The organism is Litchfieldia sinesaloumensis, from assembly GCF_900156865.1.
Classification (GTDB): Bacteria; Bacillota; Bacilli; order Bacillales; family Bacillaceae_L; genus Ferdinandcohnia; species Ferdinandcohnia sinesaloumensis.
Genome location: NZ_LT732529.1, coordinates 3,790,540 through 3,806,118, shown reverse-complemented (window position 1 = coordinate 3,806,118; position 15,579 = coordinate 3,790,540). Strand labels below are relative to the sequence as shown.

At 36.9% G+C, this 15,579-nt stretch carries 7 protein-coding genes; all 7 read right to left on the bottom strand.

From position 1 onward, the window contains the following. Nucleotides 1-12: 12 nt before the first annotated feature. Nucleotides 13-2,064: a prenyltransferase/squalene oxidase repeat-containing protein gene (locus tag CZ490_RS18745; RefSeq protein ID WP_077620287.1), complete on the bottom strand. Its 2,052-nt coding sequence runs from the start codon at nucleotides 2,062-2,064 to the stop codon at nucleotides 13-15. A 42-nt stretch (nucleotides 2,065-2,106) separates the two neighbouring features. After that, nucleotides 2,107-3,798 carry a glycoside hydrolase family 71/99 protein gene (locus CZ490_RS18740; RefSeq protein ID WP_077620286.1) on the bottom strand — a complete coding sequence of 564 codons (1,692 nt, stop codon included), beginning with the start codon at nucleotides 3,796-3,798 and terminating at the stop codon, nucleotides 2,107-2,109. Nucleotides 3,799-3,902: 104 nt separating this feature from the next. Then, nucleotides 3,903-7,850, bottom strand: coding sequence for a DUF5722 domain-containing protein (locus tag CZ490_RS18735; RefSeq protein ID WP_142255401.1), 3,948 nt, complete (start codon nucleotides 7,848-7,850; stop codon nucleotides 3,903-3,905). Nucleotides 7,851-8,175: 325 nt separating this feature from the next. Beyond that, nucleotides 8,176-9,051 (bottom strand): carbohydrate ABC transporter permease, encoded by an 876-nt coding sequence (locus tag CZ490_RS18730; protein ID WP_234987259.1) that lies wholly within the window; start codon nucleotides 9,049-9,051, stop codon nucleotides 8,176-8,178. Between the two features lie 230 nt (nucleotides 9,052-9,281). Continuing rightward, complete coding sequence (locus CZ490_RS18725; RefSeq protein WP_077620284.1) at nucleotides 9,282-11,210, bottom strand: DUF5711 family protein; 1,929 nt, start codon at nucleotides 11,208-11,210, stop codon at nucleotides 9,282-9,284. Between the two features lie 64 nt (nucleotides 11,211-11,274). Beyond that, entirely contained in the window at nucleotides 11,275-12,939 is a 1,665-nt protein-coding gene (locus tag CZ490_RS18720; protein ID WP_077620283.1) for an ABC transporter substrate-binding protein, read from the bottom strand. A 105-nt stretch (nucleotides 12,940-13,044) separates the two neighbouring features. Next, nucleotides 13,045-15,378: a family 78 glycoside hydrolase catalytic domain gene (locus CZ490_RS18715; protein WP_077620282.1), complete on the bottom strand. Its 2,334-nt coding sequence runs from the start codon at nucleotides 15,376-15,378 to the stop codon at nucleotides 13,045-13,047. Nucleotides 15,379-15,579 lie beyond the last annotated feature (201 nt).

The window sequence follows — 15,579 nt, the reverse complement described above, 5'->3', positions numbered from 1 at the left end:
CTTGCGTTTTGTTTATCTATTTCGCTTGATGATGGAAACTAGATTAACTGCAATCACATCAGGGAGAATGGCCATCCCCCCGTAATGACCTGTGATGCTATTATGTGTGTCAGCAAAACACTCATCCAATTCTCCATTTTTATATAACTCTCTTGTGATTGGGAGATTGTGAGGCTGCCAGTTTTTATCTTCATGGTTAAGCATCCATCTTAAAGCTGCAACAGTAATACCTTCCTGGTACTTCTCCCAATCGACTTTAGCATCCAATGCATTCCAATCAATCTCCAAGGCAGAAGATGCAGCAAACGTTTCTAGTACTTCCCACTGAACATGATCTCTCACCCAATTAGCGAAATACCAATCACTTGAACAAAAACAAGGTTTTGTATTATAGACCATCTGCATACCATCAGGTTGCCACAAATGAGTAAATGGTAACAATGAGCGAAGCCAATAAACTGCTTTATTCTTGTACTTCTCATCACCAAACTCTTGAAACGCAAGATAATAAGTGATTGCTGCATGGCCAGCGGCAAGAAGATTCGGACTATGCAATGGAGTCTCCCAAAAGTCTCCACCCTCAGGTCGTCTCATATTCAGGCAGTAATCCAGCGTTTTAACCGCACTTTTTTTATAAATTTCATTACCCGTATTCTTCCATAAAGTAAGCAGCTCTGCTGCTGGAATTATTGAGATATCTAATGCCGTCTCACCTGATTGAGCCATCGGTTCAAGAAATTCCCTTGCAACAACAAAATCATCTTTTTGATAATGTCTTCCATCTGGCTCAAAAGAGAAAGACCCATCCTCATTTTGGTAGTCCAGTAATTCCCTACCATACGCTACTTGTTTTTCTTGTGACCATAATGGAATCGAAGCTACTTTACCTAGATTAAAGCTTGCTTGGTGATAATCTGGCTGCTCCTTACACCAATTTACATTCTCTTCAAGTTCCTTTGATACCCTTTTTTCTGGAAACATTTCTAAATAGTCATGGATAAAACGCGGAACAATTGGCTTTATCCCATTGTCTGTTTGCTTCGTACCAAATCCCTTTCCTTGAAACCATAAGTGAGTATTATAGGCATGTGCAATTCGATCCAATGCTTGAGCCAGTGACCACCTTGGTTCAGGGACATCTGGTAATCCATTTCTCTCCACCCATTGAATAACACCATCTAGACTATTACCCCTTCCGACCGATAATTCAGCATCAAATTCAATCGGTTGACCTGGATGCAGTTCTAAAACAGGATTCGCATACACCTTATTTTCTTCTTCCTCCGTGGCTGCATTTGGAACCATTAAGCCCAATAAGTGGTTATTCATCCTGTCAATAAAATTTGGGGATGCAAATACTGGTTGTGCAACATGTTTTCGGTAATTAAACCATTGTGTAACGGTTTGGTTCGGATTCCAAGACAAACTAATTACATGGTTATCATTACTGACTGTCATCATTGGAATCGCTACTTTATGATGATGTGGTGCAAATCGCTGGGCCCAAGGGTCTTTAAACCAATCTGTCCCACTGGACCATTCATCTGCCTGTAGCCATTCAATACCGGGGAAAATGGCATCCTCTTTTTTTACACCAGATCCATTTGCCCCTATCTTCAGCCATGGTCCCCTAACATAACGTACAAATAGATTAGCCTTAGCCTCGAATCGGAAAGAAAGCTCGATAACGGATGAATTAGGCTTAAGCCATAAGATCACTACACCTTCTAAGCAATGCTCACCAAAAGGATATTTAATCCATTGCTCAAATGATGTCCCATTTAATTTATCCTGAACAATCATTGATTTTACATGGAAAATTAACTTTTCACCAAAGTCACCCGTTTGTTTCTCATAGTCTTCTGCTTCTAAGCGAATCGGTATTTCTTGATCCCTTAACATGACCTCACCAAAATGATCTATTACTCCTAAATACGCTCCATCAGCAGAAAATATTTCCACCCAACCCCAACCTGTTAACCGTTTGTGGATATCCACACGGATATGTTCATTACCTAAGGATACAGTCTTCCCTCCAAAACTCGCACTCTGATAGATTGGCATGAGAGTTAACGCCTCCAATTATATCAATATTTAACAAAGAAATTACTCCTCATATAAATAGGTGAGCCGTCCTTTTGGTGCAACATCCCCATTCAAGTAAAAACCCATAATGTCCCCTTCATCTTGCAAATTATCAACCCATTTAAACTCAAATTTGAGTGGTTTTGTCCCATCTAAATTGAGCATCTTTAGTGGTACTGCGAGTTGCAGTTCATTTCCTTCTGCAAGGTAGGACACACGCCCCACGTCCTCCCAATTCCAGCCACCTGTGCTTTTCTCAAGCACGGTTACTGATTTATCTATAATCCGGCGGTTAAGCATATAATCATAGCCTTCCCATGTGTCTTGTTGACCTTCAGTTGTTTTCAACAATAACATCATCCAATTAGAATCTGTATATGCTGTTAACTTATTTGCTGTTTGGACATAGAAATAAAGCGAATCATCGTCCCTTGTAATTTTCATCAACTTAATATCATTTCTCCCTGTATTATTTACATACTTAACTCCACCATATCCTGGATGATTCCGCTCACTAATATCATTAGTAAAGTCAAGGTAGCTATTTTCGACCTTCTCCCACTGAGAAAACGGTTCATGAATATTGATTGTAAACCTGTCCTTATTTTTCAAAGGTGCTGATAATCCTTTAAACCTGCGAATCTGAGCAATCATTTGCATATAGTAGTGATCTTTATACCCATTCTTAGAAGGCTCTATATCTCTACTAAACTCAAGAGTTGCCTGATCAATAAATTGGACTGGTCTTTCAGGCGGGCCTTCAAAACGCATCGCGATCCATTCATTCCAGCCTGTGATAAAGATTATTTTGGGATCTTGTTGTAATGCGAATTCCCATTGCTCCTGGAAATTATATCCCCAGTTGATTGCATCCTTTGATTGATCATTTTTGTTATCATGATAGTTTCTTCCCCAGTTACCACCATATTCGTAAAAAGGGGTATCACTTAGTACTACACTTGGATGCTGGGCAACTGATACATTTATAACCTCTGGATTACCATTAAGATCTGAAAATACACGTTGTGGGCGGACAAAATCAATCCAAGGAAAGCCTCCATGTTTTTGATCTTCATTTGGCCACTGGTTAAGGCGAAATGTAAAGAATTCTTTTATTTCATCTGAGCATTGTTCAGGATCCCCAATGATCAGTGGCTTTTCCTCCCAATTAAACCAAAGTTCTTTATATCTACCTGGTTTATATATATCATCATAAATCTGCTGAATCCTATCCCCAGTATCGGTGTTCGTATAAAAAACAAATTTTGGTACTTGCCATCCTTGAATTCTTACTTCATCTAGAATAGCAAAAAGATTATCATATACTTTTTTGTAAATACCTGAATTCGTTGTATCAAAAACAAGGAAATCGATACCCGCATTGGTTAGTAATTGAACATGCTTTCTGAGCACCCATGCATCATCAGCTAAATAGTAATCATAGAGAGGCTCCCCCCAAAAATGGAATTCCTTCATTGGGCCCCATAACGGATGCTGAGCATCCTTCACAGCATTTGGCTCTTCCTCAAGGATTTTTGTAATATCATAAGGTCCTTCAGTAGAATGCTGCCCTAACCATAGAAAATAAAATAAACCTACAAATCGATCTGTTCTTCTATCAGGTACTTCACCATATTGTGGTATTTTTCTACCGAGCCCATCTGTCCCACCTAAATTGCTTATAGATTGTTGACAATATTGCTTGTAGTCCATTACACACACCACCTATCTTTCTTTTAAAAATACCTGCATTCTCTTCTATATAGTTGATCATGCAGGTATTTTCTTATGCTAGTTCAAAAAGTCTATTAATTTTGTTATTGATAACCAATAAAATCAAGTTGGAATTTTGGTGCCCACGCCATGTCATTTCCAACACCACGGAAAGATATCTCTATTTTTGTTACTTCTTGTTTTCCGACCCAATCATGTATATTTACTCTTACTTCATTCCACGAATCTGGGTTAATCGCCTTTGTCTCTGAAATGGTCTCTTCACCACTATACAGAGTGAGTTTACTTTCATATGTTCCATTAGGTAGGCCCCCATACGAATTGATGTAATAAAAGAAATCAGTAGCTGCATTTAGATTTAGTGGTGTCTCAGGTTCGATAACAACCGTTTTCCAGTCCGTCGCCGCAACACCTTCTGCGGTCACTTCAAGAACAGACGACCCTAAGTAAGCTGTTGTTGGGGCATTTGCAAAACTTTTTGTACTTATTATATTTGCAACGTTTCCTCCAGCCTTCCAACCGTTTACATCATCTTCAAAATTATAAAGAACCGTTATTCCTCCTGGTAATTGTTCGCCGCCTGAGTTTTTATACTTATAAAGCATTTTCTCCCAAGTGCTATTCCGATAATTGAAGGAAATCTTAATATCCTCCTCATTCGGTAATGTGAATTCCTCCGCTTTCAAGACAAATACCTTACTTTCTCCAGGCTTAATGCCGTTGACCTTAATTGTATTTGTTGTAAAGGTAATATAATTAGAATCAGCAATTTTGATATTTCCTGTTAAATTAAACACATCATTATTGGTGACTTTTACATTAATTTCATCACCTTTTTCGATGGCAGTTTTCGAGTCCATTTCAATGTTTACGTTAACTTTTCCACCTTGTGGGACAACCTTATTTGCAAAGGAAACTTCATCAATAAGCAATGTTCCATTCCAATTGTTCAAGGTTGAAGACTTCACCCACACTTTTATTCGATCAACTGAATGAAGTCCATTCCACTTACTTAAATCAAGTGCTATATTGTTCCAATCGCTATTATGAATTGGCAAGATTCCTTCAGCCACATTGGACCCACTATAGATCTTCACTTTTGCATGATAAGATAATTCCTCATCCATATTAGGGATTGCTAAAGCAAGATTCAAATATGGTGTATCACTTACATCTACAGGTTGTTCAAAATTCACACCTGCACCACGCCACAATGAAGCAAGTGAATTAAAATGAACTTGTAATGCCCCATCACCACCAAATGTAGATTCGGCATTTCGACTCACAGAATTACTATTATCCACTGATTCCCATGCACCAGTATCTTGATCAAAGTTTTCAATAATTAATGGTTTTATTGGTTTCTTAACAAAACTCACACCAACCTCTGTTGGTAATACACGATCAGCTAATTCGTTTGCATTAAAATTCGGTATGACCTCTTGCCAGTCCTCAATCCCAATGATGGATTTAGCAAATTCAGTTACTTCCAAAGAACGCTCTGTATCAATATATTTAAAAACATCATAACTGTATTTATGTTGATCCGGAGTGACGACTTGTCCTTCAGCTGTCGTCCATACACCTAAGTTCAATCCACCTTCTTGTCGATGGTCTACATGTCGATGTAAGATAAATGAATCAATTTCATCTAAGAATTTAACTTTGTAGTAGGCATATGCATATGCTGCGGCTTGGACCTTTTGTGCTTCCTCTGAATTATCCCCACTATGAAATCCTTGTTCAGACAGAATAATTCTACGAGGTTCTCCATTATATAGGAATTCTTCTTGATTCAAGTATTCCGGAAGAACTTGCAAATTCTTGAATGTTATCACATCGGTTTCAAAATCATCTGTTGCGAGAGCATCATTCCAAAAACGTGGTTCAAATAAATTTTGTGGATATGGATGGAATGCGATATGCCAAGAAATATCTCCTTGTGACTGAATATCTTCATTCAGTAGATTAATAATCCTCTTATTATCGTATTTCCATAATGCATCAGCCGGAATATTCTCATCCCAGAAATGGTCTAATGAGACATATGTTCTCGCATTTGTATAATTACTTTTTACAATTGTGTTTGTAAGACGTAATGTTCTTGCATATTCATCTACATAGTCCCAGACTAGCTTCGGACCCATGTTATTCCAAACCTTGTTTTGTCCTATTTCATTTCCGACAATATAATTTACAGCACGACCAAACTTCTCATCTTCTCTCGTATAGCGCTCTGCAAGGAAATTGGTAATGGCACTATAATATTTAACACCAATCTCATTTGCAGTATTGACAGCATATACCGTTCCGCCAGGCTCAGCATCAGGGTGAATCAGATGTTCATTCGGTGTACTAGGATCCATATTGTTATACATAATGAGAATCAAGGAAACAATCATGTCATTATCAGATAAACTTTTAATCTGATTATCAAGGGATTGAACAGTACTCTTTTTAAAATAGAATGTTTCACCTTCAAATACATAAGGAATTGTATTCCCAGGATGACTGTCATCCACGTATAGCATCTGATCATATGCTACATTAAGTGCAGCATGACTAATCCCTAATTCCTCAGCATCATCGGTCATTTGCACTTGTAACCCTTTTTTACTCTGTGCTTCTGGGAAAGAATAATCATTTTTTGCGACTTTTTCTGGATTCGTAATGTATCTCGCATCATCAACTAATTCATACTCACCATTTGCATTTTTCAAAACCGCAACAAATTTAGAGTATAAACGCGACTTTTCTCCCTTATTCAAAGGTATTTCGAATGTAAAGTCTTTCGACACCTTCTTCTCTGAAATCGGTGTAATGCTATCCCAATCCTGCTCGTTATCTTCATAAGGCCTGAGTTCAAATAGCTGTAATTGAGCATCTTCGTTGGCAACAAGATATTCATCACTTACTGAACCACTTATTAGGATATTTTCAGTGTCAGTAATCTTACTTTCCTTCAATTCACCGACATAATTCTCTGATTCAAATGGAGCGTAATCAAAAGTTATTTTGTTAATTTCAATCTTCCCTTCAGGTTTATTAACAAGAGGTTCCATTCGAAATTGTTTAATTTTCCCCTCCACTATTCCATTGTCAGACAATGAAAAGTTTACCGTTTTAAATTGGTCGGATGTTGCAACATCAACCGTAGTAGATTTCTCTTTATCCCAATCTTGATCTTCTTCAGTAGTCCATGAAATTTTAAATTGATCTGCATCAGTTTCATTTTTTAAATCAACGGAAATGATGTTCTTCATCGTTAAATCTTGGTTTAATTCAGGCGAAATCAGAACCGGGTTTGAGCCTATGATTTCCATTTGAAGGCTTCCATTCTCTACTTGTAGAAGACTAGATTCAGAAGTAAATCCTTCTGTATCACCATCTACTGAAAATGTCATATCTAATAGATTCGTTGCCACTAAGTGATCAATTTGAAATTTGCCATCCCAAAAGTCATATCCAGGGTCACCTGGCTTAATTCCTTCTAAATCAAAGTTTTGCATGAAAGAAAATTCTATTTTGCGTATATCATTCCGATTTTCCCATTCCTTAATGCTCAAGAAGAATTGATTCCATCGGTCATTACTCATCTTCGCAATTCCTTCATAGGAATCTTCACTACTATGTAGCTTAATCTTGATAAAATAATCAACTGGCTGCCATCCCCATGAGTTTGATGCAAAGGCTACATAATTTTGTTCAGATAAATCAAGTGGTGTTTCAAAATCGCGATAAATCGTTCTCCACTCAAACACTTTTACTTTTTCTGGTGTTTGCTCTAATGCACCTGAACCTTCGAAGACACTATTAGGTCCATTTAAGATACTCGTCACGAAATTGACTTCTTTTGAATTTTCACCTGTTTTCCATAATGCTACGTCTTCAGCTGTATTAAAATCATTTATTACCACAGATGGATAAATCGTGGTTGCATTCATGATGTTGTCACTTTGTTTCAAATCTTTATCAAAAGGTGCAGCTTTTACTGGTAAATTGACTTGCGAAATAAATACTACAAAAGCCAAAAGAAAAAATATAGAATTCCTTAACTTCTTCATTCTCTTCCCTTCTTTCTTCTCTTATTAGAATCGTTTCCCATCCAACTATAAAACCATGTAATGCCACTATCTTGTGCTATCTGCTGCTGTGAACGATACATATCACCTCCTTATAGGTCTTATTCCCTATCTGTTTTTGGGCACAAAAAATCCCGCTCTTGTACGGGTAGTAATCATACTAGTGTTACAATGCGAGATTCATAGGGGTTATTATTTAGTTGTTTACATGAAGGGTTAGAGGTTTCTTATGCAACTGTCAAAAGGAACAGTCACATAAGAAAGGCTCCTGTATTTACATTTTCAAAGCACCTTGTGTCATTCCTTGAATGTAATATTTCATACCAAAAATAAATGTAATTAGTAAGGGAATAGAAGATATTGCATAGCCTGCATAACTGATTCCTGTTCCTGTTGTTCCAAACTCACTTGCAAACAATGTTAATCCTACAGACACAACCTGTATGGCACTGTCACGGATAACAAGTAATGGCCAAATATAATCGTTATAGATTCCTACTGATTGCATAACAACAACGGTTGCTAATATTGGTGTCGATAATGGAACAACAATCTTAAAAAAGACGGTCATTTCATTTGCACCATCAATACGTGCAGATTCAAATAAACTATTAGGAAGACTGTTCATGAAACTCCTGCATAAGAAGATGCCAAATATTTGTCCACCTGCAACATGCTGTAAGATGATTGCCCAAGGTGTATTCGTTAAGCCTAGTTGGTCATGCAAAACATAAGATGGAATCAAGGTCAATAAGCCAGGAACCATCATCATTGCGAGAAACAAGATAAAAATACCTTCTTTTCCCGGAAATTGTTTTTTCGCAAATACATACCCGCTTACAGAGGCTAAAATGATAATAAATAAACAGGCCACGGCAGTATATGCTATCGTATTAAGAACAAATGGCCAGATTCCATGGAAGGCTTTGACATAGTTTCCAAACATCCATGGATCAGGCAACCCCCAAAAGTTCCCAAGAATCTGGGAGTTGCTTTTGAAGGAAATAAATATCATAAATAGAATTGGAACCACTGTTAAGAAGGCAATAAAAGTCAATAGTAGATAAATTACCGCTTGACTAGTAGGAAAGCGTTTCTTTCTATTCTTCTTTACATTTATATTCGTTTTCATCACTGTTTCTGTATTCACAAGTTTGCCTCCCCATTAAGAATACTTTGTAATCACTTGACCTTGTTGCTACATAATTATCGCTCATTCTACGAAGCCTCCTCAATCATTCCACACTGCGGGGTTTAGCTTTAACTCGCTTTCCCGCAAGAGAGTCTCGCTCCTTACGCTCAAATCACATTTATCATATGGGATTTTTAAAGTTTTACTTCAGACAGATAAAGGTTACAATATTTGCGAAACAACTAGAATTAATGTTCAGATGACTTCACAAATTTTAGATTAATTAAGGTAAAAATGAAGATCATAAAGAACATTAACACACCAATTGCTGAAGCGTATCCCATATCCGAGAACTTCGTTGCTGCATAATACATTTGAAGTGCTGGTACATAGGTAGATGTTCCAGGTCCACCACCTGTAACAATTAACATCGCATTGAAATCCTGGATTAATGAAATAATTGTCATTACAATTAATAACTTAAACTGACCAGATAGTAATGGTAGATGAATAGAACGAATAATTCGATATGTATTTGCTCCATCTATCATCGCTGCATCTTTCAATTCGGAAGGAATTGAGATTAGCCCAGCATAGTAAACGAGTAAATGCAGAATACTAATGAACGGAAAACCAATAAAGATGATGGCCCATAAAGAAGTATCAGGATTCGCTAACCAAGCTTCTGTATATGAACCTAAGCCAATTATCGTAAGAAATTCATTTAATAATCCATCTTCATAGCTATAAATATTTTGCCAGATTAGTAACGAAGCTACTCCTGGAAGAATCATTGATGCAACAAATACAGTACGGAACCAATAGGCAGAAGCTTTACTACTCAAAAAATAGAGTAGTTCAGCTACAATCAGTGGAGGAATCATAAATTTGACAATTCCACTTACCATAATAATGAATAGATTCTTCAGTCCTTCAATTACATATTCGTCGTGAAACATTTTGCGGAAGTTATCTAATCCTATAAAGTGGGACTTTCCACCAGGATTCCATTCAAAGAATGAATAGACAAAACCAGTAACAGCTGGATAATACAGGAACACTGCTATTAATACGATACTTGGTAAGAGGACAAGATAATTATATTTCGCTTTCCAAATTGCTTTAAATACCTTCGTTTTGTTTCGCCTTTTCATCTGCCAGAGGATGACACCCAAAGCTAATACACCGAGGACAATGATGCTAATGATCACAATTGTTTTGACTAATGCACCCTTTTGTACTTCTTCAATTGCACTACTTACATTAAATAGTTGAATCATACCTTCGGCTGAACCCGTATATAAGTTTTCACCATTGCCACCAAATGCAACGGCACGTGCAATCCCTTCGCCCTGCTGTTTCCAGAGAACTTCTCCTTCGTGATTAACTAAATAGTTATATCCTCTCATATCAGAAGCAGCAATATAATCACCATTCGAGGTGATATCAACACTAGTAATTTTCCAATCTACCTGAACACTAGCAGTAGTAGTTCCTTCTTGATTCATAAGATATATATAGCTATTATCACTTCCGACCACTATTTCTCCTTCGTTAGAGATGGAAATGTCATTGATAATGCCATCAGCAGGTATTTCATTCAATTTTTCGCCGCTTTTATCAAACACCCGTATAAATTGGTCTGCACCACCTGAAACAAGCCATTCCCCATTTTCAGATACAGATAATGTATTTAGTGTAAAACCCGTGTTGACTGTACCAGTAACTTCTCCTTCATGATTTAATAAAATCATCTCACTACTTCCGGATAAATATACCGTGATAATGGATCCATCTGTTGAACTTGCAACCGTTTTGACAGGTAGGTCAAAGCTTTTGATCCAAACAAGCTCACCTTGCGAATCGAGGTAATATAATTTTCGGTCATCGGAGGATATTAATAAGGAATCATCTTGTAAAAATGAAATGCCTGTTATGACATTATCAGCTTGGAACTCATTAATTATCTCACCTGATGCATTATATACGTACACGGTTGCTCCATAAGTTCCTACTGCAAACTTTGATGAATCATGGTTAACATCTATGGACGTAATATTGGTTTTATTTTCAACCATAAATGATTGATTACTCTCCGCATGCACGGATAGGTTAGAGATAAATACCAAAGCAAAAATGAGTAGTAGAAATAAACTTTTTATATGTTTAGTAACCAATCAAAACACCTCACAAATTGGTTGGAAATCTGGCACCACCCGACCAGATTTCCTTGCTTTTTTGTTATTTTCTTTCAGGTGGTTTTCTTTCCACATGCTCTAAATCTGAAAGCTCTAGACCCTCTTCTTTTAAAGCATCTTCTAAGTCTTCATCAATGTTAGCTTGACTTTGCTCGATATATTCATCGACTGATATTTCATTCGAGAAAAATCTCTGTGTTAGAACAACCCAGTCTTGAATGTTAGGCTGATAATTATGCAATCCACGAGCCATAATATTACTTGCATTCATTAAACCTTCCATGTTTCCTATTGATTCAAATTGTGAAAATGCTTCCGCCATCTCTTGAGGTAATTCAATATCTTTTAAAGCTGGTGGTCCTGTTAATGACTTATTATCACTATTTTGGACTGCCTCTAAGTAAACACCATATCCTTCTGGACTTGTCCAAAATTGTAGGAAGTCCATATTTAATGCATTTTGTTTTGCATCTTTTGCTACTACAGAATAGAAGCCTACAGGAATGTGAATGGTTCTTACATCTGCCTGTACTAGATCATCCTTTATGGTTGGGAAGTTATAGAAACCAAATTCAAATGGCTCTACACCTCCGTCACTACCTGTTACACTAGAATCGCCGAAGTCCTTAGGTAGTTGCCAGAAAGAACTAGGGTCTCCAAGGAATGTTGCAGCTTTACCTGTAAGGAATTGTTTATATGCATCCTCATCACTCATCCCTGTATACCCGTCAGGTGCAAAACTGAAAAGTGTTTGTAAGTTTTCATAAAGTGCTTTCCATCTATCATCACCTGTTAGCACATATGGTGCTTGTTTTTCAGCAATAGCCTTCCAAAAACGCAAATGATTAGTAGTTACTTCTGAATGATTATCATTGTATGGATTAGTTGGGTCATATTCCCACTTACCATCTAACGGTTCAAAATAAGTATAGTCTCCTTCACGTGAGTGAATAACATTAATAGAATCTCTAAAGTATTGATCTGCATAAATCCTAATAGCCCAACCTGCTTTTCCAGACCATAAAGAATTGGCGTTTCCACCAATCGTAAATGGTGAATAACCTAGTTTTTTAATCTCTTCAAACATGGTAATCATCTCTTCGAACGTCTCCGGAGGAGCATCATAGCCTGCTTCAGCCAAAATGTCTTTATTATAAACCCACATTACCTGCACCGACTCAAAGTTAAGGTGGCTCAATTCATCCCCTTTTGCTTTGTAGGAATCTAAGTTCACCTGCATTGAATCTAGGTCAAAACTATCCTTCCAAGCTTTATTCGTATAAGGATTGTTTTGCTCTAGATATGGGATATAATCGACAAATTTCTTGTCCGCAATTAAGTTCGGAACAATATTTGATGTTACGATATCCACTTCTGGTACATCTCCAGTTGCAAATTGTGCGGTTAACCATTCTTTGTAACCATCAGCTGGTTTATTGTCAACAATGACTTCAACACCTGGATTTTTTTCCATATAAGCGTTAGCAACTGAATCCCAAACATCTTGTCCTGAAGATTGCCCGGCAATACCCTGTAGTGAGATTCGAATTTTCCCTTCTAATCCTTTTTCATTTTCAGTTGCTTGCTCATTATTATTTTTATTATCTTGTGGTTTTGTATCTGTAGCAGTATCACCTTTACAAGCTGCAAGGAATAAAGAAAGTATCATAAGAATAACAACCATTAAATGCATCTTTTTCTTCATCATAAGCTCCTGTGTCCCCCTTCAGAAATCTTCATATTTTACTTAGTAAGAAAAACCTTCTGAACCTTTTCTTTTTATCACCACCTTCCAATCTAAAAATTTACTTTTTTAATTCGAGTTTCCTATTTCTAACCCAACTTGCACACCATTTATTTGGACATCCATTGTTTCATCAAATTCTGCAATCCAATGTATAGATTCTGGTATGTGCAATTGATAGTGTATTCTTCCGTCTTCTTTTTTCCGCCATTCTACATCTATTTCTCCCCACCTAGTAGGAATTGTTCCCTTTGCCCAGTCTAAATACGCTGTATGCGGTTTCAGTTTTACTAGTTTCTTTCCAAGCTCGAATATATCAACCCCTAAGATATGTTGTGTCATTAAGTACGTCGGTCCTGCTCCCCAACCATGACAATAACTAACGGGAATATGGTCATGTAAATAGGTCGGAGTATGCCCTTGAAATGCACTCGGCACCGTACAATGTGGTTTGCTAGGTTCAAACGTTTCCCACCATGTCGTCGCTCCGCGAGCAATCATTTCTCCCCAATATCCACGTATGGTTTCAAGTGCCTCTTTCGTGTAATTTCGACTAAATAGTTCCTCTAAAACAAAATGATAGAAGAATGGACCTTTTATTTCTGGTGCCTTACCTTTAAGAAAATATTCTTCTATGAAAAACTTAGCTTCCTTACCAGACATAATACCTGTCCACATCGCGATAAAATTCGTTTGATAGGTGATATTTTCTGATAGCTTATTACCAACCACACAATCCACGAACGCATTTGACTCATTTGACCACATCGTAGTCCTAATTTGTTTTTTGAGCTTATCGGCTTTTTCTTCCCATTTTTGAGATTCTTCTTCCTTCCGTATTATCCTCGCAAGCGCTGACACACTTTTCAACACTTTATAATAGAAACAAGAGAGAGCCGTTACTTTATCACGTCTATCAATATATTCAGCCCAATCGATAAAACACCAATAGCTGTTGTTCCCAGAAATCGTAAATAACCCTTCTTCTGTTTCATGCAGTCTAAACCATTCTAGCAATCTTTCAATAGTCCCCCATAATTCCTCAACAAAAACAATATCATTTGTATACTTCAAATAATCAGTAACTCCAAATAACCAGTGTGCACAAAAATCTGGCAACATCATATCATTTCGTTCAGGACCAGTTCCTGGAATAGAACCATCTTCATTTTGAATTCGTGCACCTTGTAACAGAGATTTTCTCAGAAGTACATGATCACCGAATACATTATAAATGACTTTGCCCATTACAATCTCATCAACAACCCATAATGCTCTCTCCCTCAGAGGCGTATCCTCTAGGTGGTCTTGACTGTTGACTTTCGTAGTATACTTTCCAATTTCCCAAATCTGATTTAACAAGGAATCACTCGTTTCAAAAGTACCCTCCTTTTCAAATGGGTAATGAACGAACTCTAGATTAACCTTTTTAATTGTAATCGGTTCTGGTGTTGCTTGGACAGTTACTTTCAAATATCGAAAGGCTCTTCTCCCAAAAGGATTAAAAAAGTTTTTTCCTTCTTTAAGGATAATAGTGTCATATAACGTTAAATCTAATGATTCACCATAATGTAATTGTACAACTCCGCCTTTAGGGGCTAATATTTCCAATTGCATATACCCTACCACTTCTTTTTCAAAATCATAAACCAATGCAGGCATTGACCCTGGAACAGATGCATCAACAGATATAACTGAGTTCTCCAAATTAGGCTGCTCTATACTTATTGTCCCGAGATTACCTTCCTTACTAAATATAGTGCTTGGAAAGATTTTTTCCTTATGTAAAAATGGAATTTCTCTTGGAATTAGACGAGGCCAAGCTGATTCTTTATCTTCAGCCTTAGCAATAATTTGGGAGTTATCCCATGCTGTATCATCATAATCAGCTTTCTCCCATCCATCCTCATTTTCAGCAAGGTAAACCTCTTTATACCCATTCCAATTATGTTGTCTACTCACCTCTTGGAACCATCGCGGTGACTGACGACATTTCCAAGAAGAATCAGTTGAGATCACGATTGGTTCATTGTCTGTGTCAATTTCCAATTGTGCAATGACTCCCCCAGGCCCTTGATATTGTTGGGTAACGATCTCTTTTGTACCGAAATTATAGACTAATATTGATACGATATTTTCCTGACCCTCAATTATGTAAGCGGTAACATCATATGTATCATAATACTTCCAATTATTATCAGATGGTGAAGGACCTCTACCAATCTTTTTCTCGTTAATATAGAGAATATACTCTTGATTGGCCGAAATTGAGATCTTTGCAGAAGTCACATTAGTCTTATATTTAACATGAAATGTTTTTCGGAATTCATTATATATGTTAGGTGTATATTCAGGTATTTCATTCCAGATCCAACTAGCATCCCATAGCATACTAATAATCATCAAGTCCTTTCAATTAAGTATACTTTAAATAATAATATATACTTTATGCGGTGTAAATACCTTATTTCAACAATTATTAATAATTTTCTAAAATTTCACACTGTAAAGATATACCTTATATCCGTAAGGCCTTTATGAGAAACAAAAAAAACACCACGGTTTACAATTAACCGTGATGATATTAGTAGTTTTTCCATATGA